The sequence below is a fragment of the Methylorubrum suomiense genome (assembly GCF_022179765.1).
In the GTDB taxonomy this organism is placed as follows: Bacteria; Pseudomonadota; Alphaproteobacteria; order Rhizobiales; family Beijerinckiaceae; genus Methylobacterium; species Methylobacterium suomiense.
This window is the reverse complement of sequence record NZ_BPRE01000016.1, coordinates 113,786-133,307: the sequence shown is the minus strand read 5'-3', so window position 1 is coordinate 133,307 and position 19,522 is coordinate 113,786. Positions and strand designations below refer to the sequence as shown.

Here is a 19,522-nt window from a genome sequence, read left to right as displayed (position 1 = left end):
TAGCAGGCCAGTGATGGCATGGGCGTATGTGTCGGTCATTTTGCCATCATAGACGATGGCATACGCCTTGACCTAGCGTGCTTTTTGGTGCATTTGCTCCATAAGGCCGCATTTCCGCACCCGCGTGCTGCGGGCGCTGCACGGATGGGACTCGTGGAATGTCACCGAGGATGCCGATCTCGGCCTGCGTCTGGCGCTCGCGGGCTACCATGTCGGCGATCTGCCGAGCGCGACCTACGAGGAGGCGCCGAAGCATCTCAAGGCGTGGCTGCGCCAGCGCACCCGCTGGATGAAGGGCTTCCTGCAGACGAGTTTCACCCATGGGCGCGATCCCGTGGCAGCGTGGCGCCGCCTCGGGCCGGTCGAGAGCCTGTGCGCCCTGGCGCTCCTGCCCGGCACGGTCGTTTCGGCCCTGTTCTACCCGTTCATGATGGGGCCGGGGCTTATCGAACTCGTGCTCGGCGCCCCCGGCCCCGATGCCGGCCTCCTGGCCCACGCGACCCATGCCGGCGCCTGGACGGTGTTTCTCGGAGGGCTGATGGCGATCCTGATCCCCGGCTTCGTCGGCTGCCATCGCCGGGGCTGGCGCGACCTGATGTTCCTGGTGCCGCTGCTGCCGCTCTACTTCGTGCTGGTCAGCCTCGCGGCGTGGCTCGCCGTGATCGAACTCGCCCGGCATCCCCACCGCTGGAACAAGACCGAGCACGGCCTGTCGCGCAGCTCGCGGACCGGGGCGCTCGGCCGCAGGCGGGCGGCCGACGCTACAGCCGCTTGCCCAGCTCCGCGGCCGTCTCCTGCGCCGGCCGGTTGATGTTGACCGCGCCGACGAAGCCGTTCTGAGCGTCCATCAGGTAGACCAGCGCGGTGTGCTCCATGGTGTAATCGTTGCCCTGGCCCGGCACCTTCTTGGCATAGGCGCGAAACGTCTTGACCGCCGCCGCCACCCGCTCGGGGCTCCCGGTGAGGCCGACGATGCGCGGATCGAAGCTCGACAGGTAGGTCTTCAGGGTGTCCGGGCGGTCGCGCTCGGGATCGACGGTGACGAAGGCGACCTTCAGGCGGTCCGCCTTCGGGCCCATCGCGGCCAGGACATCGCTGATCTGCTGCAGCGTCGTGGGGCAGATGTCCGGGCAATGGGTGAAGCCGAAGAAGGCGAGGTAGGGCGTGCCGGCGAAATCGCGCTCGGTCACGGTCTGTCCGTCCTGATTCACCAGGGTGAAGGGCCCGCCGATGCCGCTCGCCGCCACGCCCTGGCGCGCCTGCGGCACCAGCGTGATCACGGCGGCCGCCGAGAGGGCGACGAGACCCGCCACGAAGGCGGCGATGGGCAGGAGGACGCGGCGGGACGGGCGCATGAGGTCTTCGCGTGTGGAGCGGGTTTGGCCGCGCATCATCACGGCCTCACCCGACCCTGCAACCCCCCTGGGCGTTAGGGCGGCGCATCGCCGCCGCGATCACGCAGCCTCAGAGGCTGTTGGTTCGGGCCCTCGGAGGCCGGAGGGATGGGACGTTTCCGTTCCTTCCCGTCCACACCCCCATCCCGAGGCGCGAAGCCTCGAAGGCGGGTTTTGGGGATCGCGCGACTTCCGGAGCCCTCCTTGGAGGCCGCTCGCGCGGCACCTCAGGATGAGGGCCCGGGTGGGAGCAGCGATCAAACGGCTCTTACGACGCCGCCGCCTGCAATTCCGGCCCCGGCAATGCGGTGCCAGCCTCGCGTCGGCCGAGCGCCTCGCCGACCATCAGGATCGCCGGTCCCTCGAAGCCCGCGGCCTCGACCCGGTCGGCGAGGTCGGCGGCGGTGCCGGCCACGGTCTGCTGCCCGGGGCGGGTGGCGTTGAACACCACGAGGGCGGGCGTCGTCGGCGCGAGGCCCTCCGCCACCGCCCGGGCCAGCAAGGCGCCGAGGGTTCGCTTGGGCATGTAGACCACGGTGGTGACGCTGCCGTCGGCCAGCGCGCCCCAGTTCAGGTCTTCGGGGAGCGCGCCGCGCCGGTCGTGGCCCGTGACGAATTGCAGGCGCCGCGCCGCGTCGCGATGGGTGAGCGAGACGCCGAGCGCGGCGGCCGCTCCCTGCGCCGCCGAGACGCCGGGCACCACGGTGCAGGGAATGCCGGCGAGCCGGCAGGCCTCGATCTCCTCGCCGGCCCGGCCGAACACCAGCGGGTCGCCGGATTTCAGCCGCACCACCTGCTTGCCGGTCTTGGCGAGCGAGACCATCAGGGCGTTGATGTCGTCCTGGCGGCAGGAGGGGCCGTGCCCGGTCTTGCCGACGAGCATCGTGCGGGCCTCGCGGCGGGCGTAATCGAGGATCTCGGGAGCGACGAGGTCGTCGTAGAGGATCACGTCGGCGTTGCGCAGGGCCCGCAGCGCCTTGAGGGTCAGCAACTCGGCATCGCCCGGACCGGCGCCGACCAGCGTCACCGCCCCGCCCATCGGCAGCGCCTCCGCTTGGCCCATCAGTTCGTCGAGATCGGCCTGATTCGGTGCCCGGTCCGGCTCGGCGAAGGCGCGGTCGGTGAACCGCTCCCAGAAGCCGCGCCGCTCCGAGAAACCGTGGAAGCGGGCCGAGACCGTCTCGCGCCAGTCGCGGGCGGCCGCGACCCAGTGCTTGAAGCCGCGCGGCAGCATCGCCTCGATCCGCGCCCGTACGGTCTGGCCGAAGACCGGAGCGGCGCCTTCCGTGGAGATGCCGACGACGAGCGGCGAGCGGTTGACGATGGCGCCGAACTTCACGTCGCACAGATGCGGCCGGTCGACGGCGTTGACGATGGCGCCCGCGGCGCGCGCGGCCGTGACGAAGGCGACGCAATCGTCCTCGTCCTCCATGGCGCCGATGGCGAAGGCGGCGCCGTGCAGGTCCTCGGGCGTCCAGCGTCGCTCGTGGAGCGTCACCGAGCCGGCGGCGATCTCGGCAGGCACGCCGCGCAGCTCCTCGCTCGGCTCCTCGGCGTAGACGTCGACGCGGGCGCCCGCGGCGGCGAGCAGCTTCACCTTCCACGGCGCGCCGCCGTTGGAGCCGGCGAGCACCGCCCGCTTGTCCTGGAGCGGCACGAAGACCGGCAGAACCGCCAGCGGCTCGAGGCCGGCGCGGGTTTCGCGGGGTTGACGGGGTGTGCTCATGGGCTTCGACGCGTCACTCGATCCGTGAGGCCGGGACAACCGGCTCGTTCCATCTCCGCCCTCATCCTGAGATGCCGGAGCGAAGTGGAGGCCTCGAAGGAGAGCTCCCGTTCGCGCAGCGATCCCTGGAGCCCCCCTTCGAGGCTGCTTCGCAGCACCTCAGGATGAGGGCGAGAGTGGGACGGATAGGGGAAAACTTGCGCTCAGGCGGCGTTGCGCGCAAGCGCTCCGGGCAACAGCTTGCGAATCTCGGGGATGCACGAGCCGCAATTCGTCCCCGCCTTGCAGGCCGCCCCCACCGCCTCGACCGAGCCGGCGCCGCCCGCGATGCAAGCTGTGATAACGTCGAGCCCGACGCCGTGGCAGGCGCAGACCACCGGACCGGCCGAGGCCCCGGCCGCCCGACCGGACAGCAGCGTGCGCCGGTCCACCGCGTCGATGTCTCCTCGCGAAAAAACCTGCTTGGCGAGTTCCCAGTCGGGCCGGCTTTCGCCCGGCGCGAGGGAAAGCGCTGCGACGAGCCTGCCCTCCGTGTAGACGGCGCAGCGGTAGAGCCCGCGGGCGTGATCGACGTATTCGGCGAGTTCCTGCCCCGGAAACATCCCGCGGATCGCGAGCGCCATCTCGCGCGAGCCCTCCTGGGTGGCGAAGAGCAGGCCGGAGCCGCCGGAGACGGTGGCCCGCGCCCACCACCAGCCGGCCGGTGCCGCGAGCGGCGCGCGCGTCAGCAGGTAGCCGCGGGAGCGGTAGGCGACCGGTGCGATGCCCGCCGGCGTCGCTTTCAGCTCGGGCTGGCCGGAGACCGGATCGGTCACGCCGCGGGCGAGCGCGGCCCCGCGCCCGTCGGACGACGTCATGTCGCTCCAGTGCATCGGCACGAAGATCGCGCCCGGCCGCACCCCGTCGGTGACGGTGACTTCGAGAATGGCGGTGCCGACCTCCGAGGCCACGCGGGCGAAGCCGCCGTCCTTGAGCCCGAAGCGGGCCGCGTCGTCGGGATGGACCTCGACGAAGGGCACCGCGCGGTGGGCCGAGAGCCGCTGGCTCTTCCCGGTGCGGGTCATGGTGTGCCAGTGGTCGCGCACGCGGCCGGTGTTGAGCACCAGCGGACGCTCCGGGCTGACGCCCTGCGCCAGCGCCGGGGGCTGCACCGCGACGAAGCGGGCGCGCCGGTCGAAGGTGAAGAACCGCCCGTCGGCGAAGAGCCGGGCGCGGCCCTTCGCCTCCGTGCCGCGCTTCGGCAGCGGCCATTGCGCCGGCAGATACCCGTCGTAGGCGCGGTCGCTGAGGTCGGCGAGGCCGCCGATGTCGAAGTCGCGGGCACCGTCATTTTCGAAGGCCGAGAGCGCGGCGTGCTCGCGGAAGATCTCGGCCGCGGACCGATAGGCGAAGGCGTCGCCGTGGCCGAGCCGGCGGGCGACGTCGCCCATGATCGCCCAATCGGCCCGCGCCTCGCCGGGCGCCTTGAGGAAGGCGCGCTGGCGCGAGATGCGCCGCTCGGAATTCGTCACCGTGCCGTCCTTCTCGCCCCAGGCCAGCGCCGGAAGCAGCACGGTCTTCTTGCCCGTCGCGCAGGCGCTGTCGCTGGTCGCGATCGCCTCCGACACGACGTAGAGGTCGAGCTGGCGAACCGCGTCCCGGATGCGGTCGGCCCGGGGCATCGAGACGAGCGGGTTGGTGCCCATCACCCATAGAGCCTTGATCTTGCCGCGCTCGATCGCCTCGAACAGGGCCACCGCCTTCATCCCCTCGCCGGTGATGATGTTGGGCGCCTTCCAGAAGCGGCGGACGCGGTCGACCTCCTCGGGAGCGAAGTGCATGTGGGCGGCCAGCATGTTGGCCAAGCCCCCGACCTCGCGCCCGCCCATGGCGTTGGGCTGGCCGGTCAGCGAGAGCGGGCCCATGCCGGGCTTGCCGATCCGCCCCGTGGCGAGGTGGCAGTTGATGATGGCGTTGCCCTTGTCGGTGCCCTGCGCCGACTGGTTCACGCCCTGGCTAAACCCGGTGACGACCTTCTGCGTGGCGGCGAACAGATCGAAGAAGGCCTGCACGTCGCCGGTGGCGAGGCCGGTGGCCTGGGCGGTGGCCTCGGCGCTGGGCGCGATCTGGCGGGCCCGCTCCAGGGCGCCGTCGAAGCCGGCGGTGTGCTCCGCGACGAAGCGCGCATCGAGCCGCCCGGCCTCCGCGAGGTGGACGAGGAGGCCGGAGAACAGGGCGGTGTCCGTGCCGGGCATGAGGCCCAGATGCAGATCGGCCTCCTCGCCGGTCTGGGTGCGGCGGGGATCGATCGTGACGATCTTCGCGCCGCGCTTCGCCCGGGCGTCGATCATCCGGCGGAACAGAATCGGGTGGCACCATGCGGCGTTGGAGCCGACCAGAACGATCAGGTCGGCCTCGTCGAGATCCTCGTAGCAGCCGGGCACCGTGTCGGAGCCGAAGGCGCGGCGGTGGGCCGCGACCGCGCTCGACATGCACAGGCGCGAGTTCGTGTCGACATGGGGGGTCCCGAGGAAGCCCTTCGCGAGCTTGTTGGCGACGTAATAATCCTCGGTCAGCAACTGGCCCGAGAGGTAGAAGGCGATCGAATCCGGACCGTGCCGCTCGGCGATGCGTTTGAGGCCACCGGCGACGGCACCCAGCGCGCCCTCCCAGGAGGCGACCTGCCCGTCGACCATGGGCTTGAGCAGCCGGTCCTGAAGGTCGACGGTCTCGCCGAGCGCCGAGCCCTTGGAGCAGAGCCGTCCGAAATTCGCCGGATGCTCGGGATCGCCCGCGATGGCGACGCCGCCCTGCCCGTCCGGCGTGGCGAGCACGCCGCAGCCGACCCCGCAATAGGGGCAGGTCGTCTTCACCGCGGGGGCGGCGAGAGCGGGAGACGGTTGGGTCATGGCGGATCCTCTGCGGATTCTTCTCGGTCACCGGACGGGACGAGGTCGAGCAAGGATCGGGCCGGTGGCCATGCGTATTGCGGCCGCACGGGCCGGGGCCGGCACATCGCGGGAGGGTGACGAAGGTCAGGAAGCTTGGGCCCAAGGACGAATGTTCGCGGCTGCATCCGCTCTGCTAATCTTGTCGCAAGTGACGGATTCGTGCGCCGAATTCACGACCGGTTTCGTCCGGGGTTCTTGGACTTCCACCGGGACGGGCTCAGATAACGACAACGCGATAAACAGGGAGACGCGACGATGAGCGAGCAGGTGTCCAACCCGGCCGAGACCATCGATCCGGTGACCGCCGAGCAGGCCGACAATGCGGGCACGCCCTTGCGGGTGACGGCGACGCCCGCCGCCCTCGAGCTGATCGCCGAGCTGAAATCCGACTACGGCCCGGTGATGTTCCACCAGTCGGGCGGGTGCTGCGACGGTTCCTCGCCGATGTGCTACCCCGTGGGCGACTTCATCACCAGCGACGGCGACGTGCATCTCGGCCAAGTCGGCGGCGCGGATTTCTTCATCTCGCGGTCGCAATTCAGCGTCTGGAAGCACACCCACATCATCCTCGACGTGGTGCCCGGCCGCGGCGGCATGTTCTCCCTGGAGAACGGCCGCGAGAAGCGCTTTCACATCCGCTCGCGGTTGTTCTCGGCGGCGGAGAACGAGGCTCTGGCCGGCGCCTGCCAGCTTTGAGGACACGGGTTTGACGCAGCCGTCATTCCGGGGCCGCGCAGCGGAATCCGGAATCGACCCGTGATGCGACGCCCTTCACGCCCTCGCGGCCCGTCGTGGAATCCGGGTTCGCTGATCAGCGCCCCGGAATGACGAGCGCGTCGCGTAACGAGGATCGCTCCAACCCATCCCCCTCATCCCGAGGTGGCGGCGCCCAGCGTCGCCCTCGAAAGAGGGCTCCAGCCGGCCGCGCCATCTCTGGAGCTGCCCCTTTGGGCACTTCATGATGCGGGTTGGGAGAGCGGATAGAGAAGAACCTCAGCGCGCGCCGAGCGTGACCCGCGCCTCGTCCGCGGCCAACCGAAGCCTATTCTCCCCCATGGCATCGATCGGGGCGAGGTCGGCCCGCTCGCCCCGGAGCACGGCGCCATCGCCGCTGAAGCGACCGACGAGCAGGCCCGGCCGGAGACGGCCATCGGCGGTCGTCACGCGCCAAGTCAGGGTGCGGGCGCCCTCCCCGTCCGTGCCGGGCGGCAGGAGGGCGGCGTAGCCCTGGCGCTGCCCGTCGGCCGTCACGAGGTGGCAGGCCGCGCCACGGGTCTGACCGAGGACGAGGCCGAGATCGGGATTCGTCCGGCAGGTCAGGGTGCCGACGGTCCGGCCGGGGCCGGCCTCGTCGAGGCCGTGCGCGTAGGCGATGGTGGCGGCGGCGGTACCGAGGGTGAGGGCGACGAGGATCGAGCGCATGGGACGGGTCCGGGAGCAGGTCTTCGGGGCGGCGGTCCGTCTCGAAGGCGGACCGCCCGCTTCCGCGGGGAAGCGTTGCCGTTAACCATGATCCCGGTGCATTTCCGGCCGATGCCGTCGCGCGAGCGGATTGTTGCGTCGTCGGCCCGTGCGACGCAACGAACGATCAGCCGGCGCGCCGCAGGGCGTGGACCGAGAACAGCCCGTCCGTATCGGTCCAGGCGTCGAGGGCCGACCAGCCGGCCCGGGCCGCGAGAGCCCGGAAGCTCTCGATCGTGTACTTGCAGCTGTTCTCGGTGTGGATCGATTCGCCCTCGGCGAAGGGGAAGGCACGGCCCGCGACCCGCACCGTCTGCGCGACGCGGCTGACGAGATGCATCTCGATGCGCGATTCCGCTTCGTTGAACAGGGCGCGGTGGGCGAAGCTCGCCGGATCGATGTCGCCGCCGAGTTCGCGGTTGATCCGATGCAGCAGATTCAGATTGAACGCGGCCGTGACGCCGGCAGCGTCGTCATAGGCGGCCTCCAGCACGTCCCGGTCCTTCACCAGATCGACGCCGAGGATCAGGGTTGCGCCCTCCCCCAGGATGCGCCCGAACACGTCGAGGAGGCGGGCCGCCTCGGCGGGCTCGAAATTGCCGATGGTCGAGCCGGGGAAGAAGCCGGCCAGCGGCCGTCCGGACAGGCTCGGCGGCAGGGCGAAGGGCCGGGTGAAATCGGCGGCCACCGGCTCGACCGGGAGATCCGGGAAGTCGGCCCGCAGCACCCGTGCCTGCTCGGCCAGGAATTCCCCGGAGACATCGACCGGTACATAGGCCGACAGGCCGGGCAGATGCCGCAGCAGGCGACGCAGCTTCACCGTCGAGCCGCTGCCGAACTCGACCAAGGCGGCGCCCTCGGGCAGGCGGGCCGCGATCTCGGGCCCGCGCTCGTCGAGAATGCGCAGTTCCGTTCGGGTTGGGTAGTATTCCGGCAGGACCGTGATCTTCTCGAAGAGGGCCGAGCCGGCAGCGTCGTAGAAATACTTGGCCGGCAGGGACTTCCGGCGCGCGCCGAGCCCGTCCCACACATCGGCCAGGAACAGCCCGTTCTCGGGAAGCGGCGAAGCCGGAGCGTCGGCGCTCAGGCGGGGATCGATCGTCAAGGTGACACTCCGTCTGAGCGGCGGACAGGTAAGAGACAGGTCTGGAAGGCGTCAGGCGATCGCGTCCGCGAGCCTCAGGCCCGTGAACTGCCAACGCTGATGGGGGTAGAAGAAGTTGCGATAGCCGACCCGGGCATGGCCCTCGGACGTGGCGACCGAGGAGCCGCGCAGCACATATTGGCCCGACATGAACTTGCCGTTGTATTCGCCGAGCGCGCCGGAGACCGGGCGGTAGCCCGGATAGGGACCGTAGGCGCTGCGGGTCCATTGCCAGACGAGGCCGAAGGCATCGTCGATCAGGCCGTCGCGGGCCGCGACCTCCCACTCAGCCTCCGTCGGAAGGTCGCGCCCGGCCCAGCGGGCATAGGCGTCGGCCTCGAAATAGCTGACATGGCTGACGGGGCCGTCCGGATCGACGGGCTTGCGGCCGGCCAGCGTCATGATCGACCAGCCCTCGGCCTCGCGGCGCCAGTAGCCCGGCGCCTCCCATCCGTCGCGCTGGACGCAGAGCCAACCGTCGTTGAGCCACAGTTCGGGCCGGGTGTAGCCGCCGTCCTCGATGAAGCCGAGCCAATCGCGATTGGTGACGAGGCCGCGGTCGATGGCGCCGCCGAGGATCAGGGTCTCGTGACGGGGGCTCTCGTTGTCGAAGGCGAAGCCGGTCCCGTCATGGCCGATCCGCGTAATGCCTTTTTCGAGGGCAGCCTTGCCCGGTGTTGCCTTCGGCGTAGGCATCGCCCAGGCGGCGTCCACCACCGGATCGAGGGGATTCTGCGAGAAGGCGTGCAGGATGTCGGTGTGCATCAGCTCCTGATGCTGCTGCTCGTGGTAGAGCCCGATCTCCAGAACCGGCAGGATCTTCGCGAGGGCGTCGTCCGAGGCCTCGCGCAGGAGCACCGTCACGGCGCGATCGACATGGGCACGGTAGCCCGCGGTCTCCTCCGCGGTCGGCCGGGTGATCATGCCCCGCAGGAAGCGGGGCTGCCGGGGGCCGGCCTGCACGTAGTAGGAATTGAACAGGTAGTGCAGCCGCTCGTCGTAGGGCCGGTAGCCGGGCAGGTGCTCGGCGAGGAGGAACTGCTCGAAGAACCATGTCGTGTGGGCGCGGTGCCACTTGGTCGGGCTCGCATCCTCCATCGACTGGATCTGCTGATCCTCCGGCGAGAGGGGGGCGGCGCGCCGCTCGGTCTCGTCGCGCACCGTGCGAAAGGCGGCGATCCAGGCATCCCGGTCCGCGGGCTTCGCATCGAGCGGCGGCGGCGGGAAGGCCGCGCGGTGGGCATCCGAGTGAGAAAGTGCTGCGCTGGCGGCCATGCGTAAAATCTCTTTCCCCGTCCAGCTTCGGAAATAGATGTCGTTTGCTACAGGGCAACGCTCGAAGGCGGCGGCCCGTTCGTCGCACCCCGCCGCCGCAGGCAAGCGAAGCCTTTTTGCAGCCCCAGTGAGATGTCCTTAACCGTCGCGCCCGGAGACTGGGCTTTTCCATGCGTCGCGAGCGGGCCCGGGTGACGGTCATGCGGATCGATCTGATGGCAGGGGCGACCAACTCCGCGACACACTCCGCGGCTCGTCCCGTGATGCCTCCGGTGCGGCAGCCGCAGCCGGTCATCCTGGTATTCGATTCCGGCCTCGGCGGCCTGACCGTGCTGGAGCAGGTGCGCCGTGCCCGGCCCGACGCGGCCTATCTCTACGCCGCCGATGACGCGGCCTTTCCCTACGGCCGCCTCAGCGAAGCGCAGCTCGTGGACCGGGTTCTGGTCGTGATGGAGCGGCTCGTCGCCCTCCACCGGCCCGACCTCGTGGTGATCGCCTGCAACACCGCCTCGACCCTGGTGCTGCCCGCCCTCCGCCAGCGCTTCACCACGCCCTTCGTCGGGGTGGTGCCGCCGATCAAGCCGGCCGCCGCGCTGACCCGGTCGGGGCTGGTCTCGCTGCTCGCCACCCCCGGCACGGTGGCCCGGGCCTATACGCGCGACCTCGTGCGGGACTACGCTGCGGCCTGCGAGGTCAGCCTCGTCGGCTCGGTCAACCTCGCCCGTTACGCCGAGGCCGAGATGGCGGGCATGCCGGTGCCCGACGCCGACATCCTCGCCGAGATCACCCCCTGCTTCGACGAGCGGGCGGACGGGCGGCGCACCGACGTGGTCTGCCTGTCCTGCACCCACTATCCGCTGCTCCTGGCGCGCTTCGAGCGCCTCGCTCCCTGGCCGGTGACCTGGATCGATCCGGCGCCGGCCATCGCCCGCCGGGTGGTGCAGCTCCTGGGCGAGCCGGAGGCCGGGCCGGCGCATGTTCCGGAGGCGCTCGCGATCTTCACCGGCGGGGCCGGGCTCACGCCGGCCCTGGCCCGCTCGCTGGCGGATCGGGGCCTCTCCGAGACGGCGGTCGAGGCGATGCCGCTCTCGGCGGAGTGACGGCCCGATCCACGGGGCGGCCTCACGCCGCGAGCAGGATTACGCCGCCGATCAGCAGGGCGCAGCCGCCGAGGCGCCGGGGACCGACCGGCTCGCCCAGGACGACGAGTCCCAGCAGGGCACCGACCATCATCGACATCTCGCGCATCGGGGCGACGAGGCTCAGCGGGGCCCCCCGCCCCAGGGCGTCCAGCACGAGAATGTAGGCGAGGGAGGACAGCAGGCCGACACCGACCGCGAGGGGCCACGCGCCCCGCATGGCGGCACCGGCGCGGCGCGGATTCGCGACGGCGAGGGGCGCCAGGACGACGAGGCGCAGCAGGTTCGAGAACCAATCGAGCACCACCGGCGCGATGCCGAGAACCTTCACCGCATAGGCGTCGGTCACCGTGTAGGCCGCGATCAGGCCTCCGGTCGCCATGCCCCAGAGAAGGCCGATAGGCCCCTTCGGCCGGCCGAGACCGGACAGCCTGCCGTCCGTCGCGATCAGGCCGATGCCGGTCACCACGAGGGCGAGGCCCAGCACCCCGCGCCCGGTCGGCATCTCGCCGAGGAGAAGGATCGCTCCGAACGTCGACAGCATCGGCCCGGTGCCCCGCGCCACCGGATAGACGACGGAGAAATCGGCCTGCCGATAGCCTTCCTGAAGGCACAGGCTGTAGGCGAGGTGGATCAGCCCGCTGAGCAGGATCAGGCCCACGGCCGCCCCCTGGACCGGAACGGCGCCCTCGAGCAGGATTGCCACGGCCCAGGGGGCGTAAACGATGCAGGCGACGAGATTGTAGGCCGCGACGAAGACAGGGCCGATCGGGGCCGCGCGCTTGGCCAGAAGGTTCCAGCTCGCGTGGAGGATGGCGGCGAGCACTACGAGAAGGAGCGGCGCAGCGGACATCGAGATCCCTCCTGGCACCGTCCGGTGCCGGTCGATCTCGACCTCTCCTCCCCTGGGCTTTTGTCCCTTGGGTGCAGCCGCAGGAGGAGCCCACGGTTTCCGCAACGCTCGGTCCAGCGACGGCTTGGCCGCCCGGAACCCTAGTTGCCACTCGGTCGATGGCCGAAGGCTAGCCGTAAACGCCGCCCGCGATCAAGCCGACGCCGTCTCAGAGCCGATCGATCAGGGCCGCGGCCCAGACGAGCGCGGCGATCCCCTGCGTGAGGAAGGCTCCGGCCGAGGCCAGATCCTTCACGATGCCGATGCGGGCATGCCGGTCCGGGTGGAGATGGTCGCACAGCTTCTCGATGGCGGTGTTGAGGAACTCGGCGCCGAGCATCAGGAGCAGGCTCGTCAGCAGCGCTACCCGGATCCAGAGCGAGCCGCCGAGCCAGAGCGCGGCGGGCAGGCCGAGCGCCAGCAGGACCAGTTCCAGCCGGATCGCCCGCTCGGTGCGCGCCCCGAAGACGAGGCCGCGCCACGAATTCAGGAAGGCGAGCCAGAGCGCCCTCACCGGGCGCCCTCCCCGGCCGGGGCGGCGCGGGCGATCCACCGGGCGAGGATCGGGCCCGTGAGCAGCACCACGAACAGGCGCAGGGTCTGCACCGCGAGGACGAAGGGCACGTCCACCTTCGAGCCGACCGCGATGATCGCCACCGAGTCGAGCCCGCCGGGGCTCGTGGCCAGGAAGGCCGTGAGATAATCGATCGACAGGAGGCCGGTCAGGCCCCAGGCCCAGGCGGCGCAGATCAGCACGATCGCCACCGTGGCCGCGAGGATGCCGGGCAGCGCGTGGATCACGGTCCGCAGGGTCTGCCGCGTGAAGCGCAGGCCTACATACCAGCCGATCCCGGCATAGGCCGCGGCGAGGAGCGGCTCGGGCAGGGCGAGATCGGCGAGCCCCGCCGCGTGCAGCCCGGCCCCGAGCAGCATCGGCCCGATCAGGGCGGCCGAGGGCAGGCGCAGCAGGGTGGCGACGCCGGCGCCGACGAGGGCGACGGCGAGCGTCGCGGCGACCGAGGTGAGCGCGGGCGTCGGCGCGGCGGGGGCCGCCGCGAGCGCTCCGACATCCGCCAACAGGCGCGCGGCCAGCGAGGCCGAGATCACGACGACCGCGACCCGCACATATTGCATGAACGCGACGAGGCGGGCGTCGGAGCCGTATTCCTCGGCCATCGCGACCATGGCGGCGGCCCCGCCCGGCGAGGAGCCCCAGGCCGCCGTCGTGCCGGGCAGGATCTGGAGGCGGGTGAGCACCACGCCGACCACGCCGCTCACCGCCACCGTGACGAGGACGACGGCGAGGATGACGAGCCCGTCGTCGTGCAGGGTCGCGGCGATCTCGCCCGTCGCCGAATGGGCCACGAGGCACCCGACGATCGCCTGCGCGGCCAGGAAGCCGAGGCGCGGCACCCGGATCGGCGCGCCGCGCACGCCGAACAGGATCGCGACCAGCATCGGCCCGAGCAGGAAGGCGGCGGGAAAGCCGGCATGGCTCAGGGCCCAGCCGAGCAGGCCGGAGGCCGCGACGAGGGCCGCCCAGCCGAGAAGTTGCGGTCTGTCGATCAAGGGGGATGCAGGGTGGGTGGCGGTGGGCCCGGCGCTACACCGGTTCGGGCCGCCTGTCACGGCGGCCCCTGCGGGTCAGGCCGCCTTCATGCCGGACAGGAAACGATGCAGCTCGGTCCGGAGATGCTCGGATTGGCGCGACAGCTCGGTGGCCGAGGCGAGCACCTGGGAAGCGGCGGCCCCCGTCTCCTCCGAAGCCCGGGCGACGCCGGCGATGTTGCCCGTCACCTGCGCGGTTCCAACGGAGGCTTCCGCGACGTTGCGGACGATCTCGTTCGTCGCCGCGCCCTGCTCCTCGACCGCGGCGGCGATGCCGGTGGCGACCGCGCTGATCTCGCGGATGCGGGCGGTGATCGCCGCGATGGCCCCCACCGCCTGGCCGGTGGCCCCCTGGATCTGGCCGATCTGCGCGCCGATCTCGTCGGTGGCGCGGGCGGTCTGGCCGGCGAGTTCCTTCACCTCGGTTGCGACGACGGCGAAGCCGCGTCCCGCCTCTCCGGCCCGGGCGGCCTCGATCGTGGCGTTCAGGGCGAGGAGATTGGTCTGCGCCGCGATGGTGGAGATCATCTGCACCACGTCGCCGATCCGGCTCACGGCGCTTTCCAGAGCGTTCACCATCGTGGCCGCCTGATCGGCCTCGGCCACCGCCTGCTGGGCGAGGTCGGAGGAACTCGCGACCTGCCGGCCGATCTCGCTCACCGAGGCGCCCAGTTCCTCGGCGGCCGAGGCCACGGTGTTGACGTTGACGGAGGCCTCCTCCGCCGCCGACGCCACCGTGATCGACTGGCCCGCGGTCTGCTGCGCGGTCGAGCTCATCTGCTGGGCGGTCGCCTGCAGCTCGGTCGCGGCCGAGGACACCGTTCCGACGATGCCGCCCACCGCCCGCTCGAAGCCGTCGGCCATCTCGGCCATGGCCGCCCGGCGCTGGACCTCGCTCGACGCCCGCGCCAGGGCGGCGTCCTCTTCCAGTTGTCGGTTCCGGATCAGGTTGTCCTTGAAGACCTGAACGGAGGCGGCCATGCTGCCAATCTCGTCCCGCCGGCCGGCACCGGGGACCGGCTGGGTCGCATCGCCGGTGGCCAATCTCCGCATCATCGCCGTCATGGCGTGAAGCGGAGCGACCACGCCGCGCAACACGACGATGAGGGCGAAACCGGCGGCGATCGCACCCAAGACCAGGGTGGTCAGGCGCAGAGCCTTCAAGGTCTCCGAGAAGGCGACGTAATCGTCGAAGATCTTGTCGCTCTCGTCGATCTGGAGGTTGATGAGCGCCAGCATGGCGGTGCTGACCGGGTCGATGCTCTGATAGAGCCGGTTCGTCACGAAATCCCTCAGCGCCGCCTTGTCGCGGCGGGCGATGAGGGCGGACAGCTCCTTCACCGCCGCATTCGCCGCGATCATCGCGCGTTCCGTCTCGGCGACGAGCTGCTTCTCCGTGTCCGTCAGCTTCGTGGCCAGGTAACCGGACCAGATCTTTCCGATGCGCTCCTGGGCTTCATCGATCAGCGGCGCGCCCTTGGACCACGCGATGTTGCCGTTGTTGAGCTTGTGGGAGGTGTCCACGATGTTGACGGCATACAGGTCGGCCACGATCTTGAGATCGCGCAGGGGGACGATGCGATCGCTGTAGAGGCTGCTGATGCTGGCACCCGTCCGGGCGGTCGAGTACAGACCAAGCGTCACGTTGAACGCGAGAGCAACGATCAAGGCAATGATCGCGGCGACAAGCCGGAAACGGATCGAGTTCATCCCTGCAGCCCATATTAGTTGTGCATGAAATATCACATAAGTTATTTAATAAGAGCCTAACGCGCTGGCATTCGTAAACATATGACAGTGCCATGGCGTGATCGTTCGGCTCGAACGTTCGAGCCGAATGCCGAATTGATGCCGAAGCACAACCAGGGCGACGGTTTGGTCGGTTGCGTCGCTCACTGCGCGATACGGCGCGCCCTGAGACCGAACTCGTAGCGATCATCGGCGCAGTCCCCCCTTCTTTACCGTAGGGAAGACGATGGGACCGTCATCGGAGGCCCGTCGGTGCCCGGGATCGCGCCGGTCCCCGCACCTGGAACGGAAGCCAGCGCCTCGCCGTCACCCCGCGACGCTTGCCGTGCGAGCCCCGCTCGCCGAAACGCCGCCCGCCAGAACCTCACCCTCGCGAAACGCCCGCGTGCTCGCCGGGGCGTGCGTGCGGAAGAACGCCGCCAGATGGGCGAGCCCGGCCGCCCGGGGGTCGCTGGAGCGCCAAGCCAGAGCCACCGTGCGGCCAGGCCCCTCCCCCTCGAAATGTCGGGTCACGGTCAGCCCGCTCGGATCGGGCCCCGAGGGCACGGCCAGGGCCGGGATCAGGGTGTAGCCGGCGCCCGCCGCCACCATCGAGCGCAGGGTCTCCAGGCTGGTGGCGTGGCGGCCTGCGGCGCGGGGCGCCCCGCAGGCCGCGATGGTCTGGTCGCGCAGGCAATTGCCCTCGTCGAGCAGCAGCAGGTCGGGGCCGCCCACCGTCTCCGCTCGCGGCGGCGCACCCTGCGCGAGGGGATGGTCGGCCGGACAGGCAAGGCGGAACGGCTCGACGAAGAGCGGCGACAGGGTCAGCCCGGAGGTCGCCACCGGCAGGGAGACGAGGGCCGCGTCGATGCGCCCGTCGCGCAGGCCGTCGAGAATCTCGGCGGTGCGTGCCTCGGACAAGGCCAGCGTCAGGAGCGGGAATTCCTGGCGCAGGAGCCGCAGGATCAGCGGGAAGAAATAGGGGCCGAGCGTCTGGATCGCGGCCAGCACCAGACGGCCGGTCAGCGGCGAGCCGCGCCCCTCGACCGCGAGCGCCAGGAGGCGCTGCGCCTCGGCCAGCACCACGCGGGCCTGCCGCACGATGGCTTGGCCGGCCATGGTCAGAAGCACGCCGCGGTTCGAACGTTCGAACAGGGCCAGCCCCAGCGCGTTCTCCAATTTGCGCACCTGCACCGAGAGCGTCGGCTGGCTGACATTGCAGCGCTCGGCGGCGCGGCCGAAATGCCCCTCATCGGCGATGGCCACGACGTATTCGAGGTCGCGAAGCGAGAGACCGGACAGGTTCATAGGCTCTGTCTATCACGGTCTTTGTGACGATGCATTTGCCAATGGGTCATTGGCGGGTCATACCTTCGAGCCAGAATGGTTCCAGGCAACGGGCCGCCCTACCGGGCCGGTCGCCTGCGCCGTTGGATTTCCAGGAGAGAGTACCGCATGAGCGAGAACCGCCCGATTCTGACGACCCGCCAGGGCCATCCGGTCCGTGACAACCAGAGCACGCGCACGGTCGGCGAGCGGGGACCCGCGACGCTCGAGAACTACCAGTTCATCGAGAAGATCACCCATTTCGACCGTGAGCGGATTCCCGAGCGCGTGGTGCATGCCCGCGGTGCCGGCGCCCACGGCTATTTCGAGGCCTACGGCAAGATCGGCAACGAGCCGGCCTCGACCTATACTCGCGCCCGCGTGCTGAACGAGACCGGCGTGAAGACCCCGGTCTTCGTGCGCTTCTCCACCGTGGCCGGCGCCAAGGAATCGCCCGAGACCGAGCGCGATCCGCGCGGCTTCGCGATCAAGTTCAAGACCGTCGACGGCAACTGGGACCTCGTGGGCAACAACCTCAAGGTCTTCTTCATCCGCGACGCGATCAAGTTCCCCGACATGATCCACGCGTTCAAGCCGGATCCGGTGACGAACCGCCAGGAGGCGTGGCGCTTCTTCGACTTCGTGGCCCAGCACCCCGAGTCGATCCACATGGTGACGCACCTGAAGTCGCCCTGGGGCATCCCGGCCAATTACCGCGAGATGGAAGGCTCGGGCGTCAACACCTACAAGCTCGTCAACGACCAGGGCGAGGCGGTGCTGTGCAAGTTCCACTTCGAGCCCAAGCTCGGCGTTCGCAACCTGACCTCGCAGCAAGCGTCGGAGATCCAGGCCAAGGATGTCGGCCACGCCACCCGTGACCTCTACGACAACATCCAGGCGGGCAACTTCCCTGAGTGGGAGTTCTGCGTGCAGATCATGCCCGACGGTCCGAACGACCATCTGTCGTTCGATCCGCTCGACGACACCAAGCTGTGGCCGGTCGAGGACTTCCCCCTGCTGCCCGTCGGTCGCCTGGTGCTCGACCGGGTGCCGGACAACTTCTTCGCGGAAGTCGAGCAATCGGCCTTCGGGACGGGCGTGCTCGTGGACGGCATCGACTTCTCGGACGACAAGATGCTCCAGGGGCGCACGCTGTCCTACTCGGACACGCAGCGCTACCGCGTCGGCGCCAACTACCTCCAGTTGCCGATCAATGCGCCGCAGCCCGGCGTGAAGGTCTACTCGAACCAGCGCGACGGCCAGATGGCCTATGCGGTGGACGGCACGGGCCCGAACAAGCACATCAACTACGAGCCTTCGACCCTCGGTGAGGGCCTGCGCGAGGCGCCCAAGCCCGCGAAGGATTATCACCAGCCGGTCGAGGGGCGGCTCGGCCGCTATCAGGCCTCGCGCACCGAGGACGACTACACCCAGGCCGGCGTGCGCTACCGTTCCTTCCAGGATTGGGAGCGTGACGACCTGATCGCCAATCTCGTCGCCGACATGAAGCAGTGCCCGGAGCCGATCCAGCTGCGGATGGTCTGGCACTTCTGGCATGCCGACGAGGATTACGGCCGCCGCGTCGCGGAAGGCGCCGGGATCGATCTGGAGAAGGCCAAGGCCCTGCCGCCGCTGCCGGGCCGCGCCGCTCCGGGCAAGCGCCTCCAGGCCGAAACCTACACCGACGGCTCGCAGGCCCATAAGGTCGCCGCCGAGTAAGGCCAACCGACACCCTCGGGCGGTTCATCCCGCCCGAGGCACCGAGCACCGGCCTGAAGGGGGGCACCTTTCGGGCCGATGCGGCACAACACTCCCGTCCAAACGAAAACCCCGCCGGACCGTGAGGTCGGCGGGGTTTTTGTCGGACAGGAGGCCGGGATCGACCGGCCTCCTGATTGACCCGTTACGGGCAGGAGCGGCGGACGCCGCCCTTGCCGATATAGGTGCCGGTCGCCGGGTCGTAGGTCTTGAAGCGGCGGGCGCAGTACTCGTCATCGCGCGCGGGCGCGGCTTCCACCACGGTCTCGGTGCCGTAATAGCCGGCCGGAGCGTAGTAGCCGTTGTCGTAGTAGCCACCGTAACCGTAGCCCGGATAGCCGTAGCCGCCGCCGTAATAGGAGCCGCCGGCGAGGCCGAGCCCGAGGCCGAGACCCAGGCCGCCATAACCGTAGCCATAGCCACGACCGCGGTTCCAGCCACGGCCATAGCCGTAACCGTATCCCGGGCGGTTATACCCGTATCCGCCGCCGTAGCCCGGGCGGTTGTTGCCGTAGCCGGCCCCGTAGTCGGGGCGACCGCCGCCGATGGCGCCGTTGCCGATGCCTGGGCGTCCGCCACCGATATTCGTGCCGACGGGGTAGCCGCCCGCGCCGATCGCGCCGCCATTCGGGTTGATGCCCCCGCCGGTCAGAGCGCCGCCGCTATATCCGCCGCGGCCGAGGCCGGCCCCGCTGAAGCCGCCACCCAAGCCGGCCGCACCGATGCCGGCGCCGCCGCCCGCGCGGACGGCCCCGCCGCCGAACCCACCCCCGCCGAGGCCACCGCCACGACCGATACCGCCCGAGCCCAGGCCGCCACCGATACCGGCCGCACCGATGACGGGGCCGCCCGGACCAGCATTGGCCGCCGCAGGCAGGAAGGCGAACGCGCCGACCAGGGCCGCCGAGCCTAAGAGAATGCGCTTCATTGTGTCGTGTCCGTGTTCGAGGTCCGAGCGAGTCCGGTCCCGTGACCGGCCGCGAACCGTTCTGATCGTTCAAACGTCCCAGACCGTCACTGGCTCCACGACTCAGTGTCTCAGGGGATTGCTCAATGTTGGGATTAAATTTGACGCTGCCACAATTGTGTGCCGCGTAGGAGCCGAATCCGAGTATTGTCGCCGATTTCCGGTCGGGAACAG

At 70.1% G+C, this 19,522-nt stretch carries 16 protein-coding genes; 4 read left to right on the top strand and 12 right to left on the bottom strand.

The window, feature by feature from the left end; genetic code table 11:
• The first annotated feature begins 124 nt into the window (after positions 1–124).
• Positions 125–811, top strand: a complete 687-nt coding sequence (locus MFF26_RS21645) for a glycosyltransferase family 2 protein (protein ID WP_238308518.1) — start codon at positions 125–127, stop codon at positions 809–811.
• On the opposite strand, the gene MFF26_RS21640 is transcribed toward MFF26_RS21645, so the two are convergent.
• The 3 genes from MFF26_RS21640 to MFF26_RS21630 all read right to left on the bottom strand — a co-directional run bounded on the left by MFF26_RS21640 (position 762) and on the right by MFF26_RS21630 (position 6,008).
• Entirely contained in the window at positions 762–1,355 is a 594-nt protein-coding gene (locus tag MFF26_RS21640) for an SCO family protein (RefSeq protein WP_137829365.1), read from the bottom strand. The genes MFF26_RS21645 and MFF26_RS21640 overlap by 50 nt on opposite strands.
• A gap of 307 nt (positions 1,356–1,662) precedes the next feature.
• Positions 1,663–3,120, bottom strand: coding sequence for a siroheme synthase CysG (gene cysG / locus MFF26_RS21635; RefSeq protein WP_137829364.1), 1,458 nt, complete (start codon positions 3,118–3,120; stop codon positions 1,663–1,665).
• A 203-nt stretch (positions 3,121–3,323) separates the two neighbouring features.
• Positions 3,324–6,008 carry a nitrate reductase gene (locus MFF26_RS21630; protein ID WP_137829363.1) on the bottom strand — a complete coding sequence of 895 codons (2,685 nt, stop codon included), beginning with the start codon at positions 6,006–6,008 and terminating at the stop codon, positions 3,324–3,326.
• 297 nt (positions 6,009–6,305) lie between these two features.
• On the opposite strand from MFF26_RS21630, the gene MFF26_RS21625 reads away from it, so the two are divergent.
• Entirely contained in the window at positions 6,306–6,746 is a 441-nt protein-coding gene (locus MFF26_RS21625) for a DUF779 domain-containing protein (RefSeq protein WP_137829362.1), read from the top strand.
• A gap of 297 nt (positions 6,747–7,043) precedes the next feature.
• Here the strand turns inward: MFF26_RS21625 and MFF26_RS21620 are convergent, their stop codons facing one another.
• From MFF26_RS21620 to egtB, 3 genes are all read right to left on the bottom strand, one after another.
• On the bottom strand, positions 7,044–7,472 hold the full coding sequence (locus MFF26_RS21620; protein ID WP_137829361.1) for a DUF992 domain-containing protein: 429 nt from the start codon (positions 7,470–7,472) through the stop codon (positions 7,044–7,046).
• A 166-nt stretch (positions 7,473–7,638) separates the two neighbouring features.
• Positions 7,639–8,616 carry an L-histidine N(alpha)-methyltransferase gene (egtD, locus tag MFF26_RS21615; protein ID WP_137829360.1) on the bottom strand — a complete coding sequence of 326 codons (978 nt, stop codon included), beginning with the start codon at positions 8,614–8,616 and terminating at the stop codon, positions 7,639–7,641.
• A gap of 51 nt (positions 8,617–8,667) precedes the next feature.
• On the bottom strand, positions 8,668–9,930 hold the full coding sequence (egtB, locus tag MFF26_RS21610; RefSeq protein WP_137829359.1) for an ergothioneine biosynthesis protein EgtB: 1,263 nt from the start codon (positions 9,928–9,930) through the stop codon (positions 8,668–8,670).
• A 200-nt stretch (positions 9,931–10,130) separates the two neighbouring features.
• Here egtB and murI point away from each other — a divergent pair, with 200 nt between their 5' ends.
• Complete coding sequence (murI, locus tag MFF26_RS21605; protein ID WP_137829426.1) at positions 10,131–11,030, top strand: glutamate racemase; 900 nt, start codon at positions 10,131–10,133, stop codon at positions 11,028–11,030.
• 22 nt (positions 11,031–11,052) lie between these two features.
• On the opposite strand, the gene MFF26_RS21600 is transcribed toward murI, so the two are convergent.
• From MFF26_RS21600 to MFF26_RS21580, 5 genes are all read right to left on the bottom strand, one after another.
• Positions 11,053–11,922: a DMT family transporter gene (locus MFF26_RS21600; protein ID WP_137829358.1), complete on the bottom strand. Its 870-nt coding sequence runs from the start codon at positions 11,920–11,922 to the stop codon at positions 11,053–11,055.
• Between the two features lie 208 nt (positions 11,923–12,130).
• Positions 12,131–12,475 (bottom strand): diacylglycerol kinase, encoded by a 345-nt coding sequence (locus MFF26_RS21595; protein WP_137829357.1) that lies wholly within the window; start codon positions 12,473–12,475, stop codon positions 12,131–12,133.
• Positions 12,472–13,530: an AbrB family transcriptional regulator gene (locus tag MFF26_RS21590; protein ID WP_373324514.1), complete on the bottom strand. Its 1,059-nt coding sequence runs from the start codon at positions 13,528–13,530 to the stop codon at positions 12,472–12,474. The genes MFF26_RS21595 and MFF26_RS21590 overlap by 4 nt, the downstream gene beginning before the upstream one ends.
• Before the next feature lie 75 nt (positions 13,531–13,605).
• Complete coding sequence (locus MFF26_RS21585; RefSeq protein WP_238308517.1) at positions 13,606–15,279, bottom strand: methyl-accepting chemotaxis protein; 1,674 nt, start codon at positions 15,277–15,279, stop codon at positions 13,606–13,608.
• A 345-nt stretch (positions 15,280–15,624) separates the two neighbouring features.
• Complete coding sequence (locus MFF26_RS21580) at positions 15,625–16,605, bottom strand: LysR substrate-binding domain-containing protein (RefSeq protein ID WP_238308516.1); 981 nt, start codon at positions 16,603–16,605, stop codon at positions 15,625–15,627.
• 147 nt (positions 16,606–16,752) lie between these two features.
• On the opposite strand from MFF26_RS21580, the gene MFF26_RS21575 reads away from it, so the two are divergent.
• Positions 16,753–18,342 carry a catalase gene (locus tag MFF26_RS21575; RefSeq protein WP_137829354.1) on the top strand — a complete coding sequence of 530 codons (1,590 nt, stop codon included), beginning with the start codon at positions 16,753–16,755 and terminating at the stop codon, positions 18,340–18,342.
• A gap of 184 nt (positions 18,343–18,526) precedes the next feature.
• Here MFF26_RS21575 and MFF26_RS21570 read toward each other — a convergent pair whose 3' ends face one another.
• A complete protein-coding gene (locus tag MFF26_RS21570; protein ID WP_238308515.1) occupies positions 18,527–19,309 on the bottom strand; it encodes a BA14K family protein in 783 nt (260 codons plus the stop codon).
• Positions 19,310–19,522: the final 213 nt, after the last annotated feature.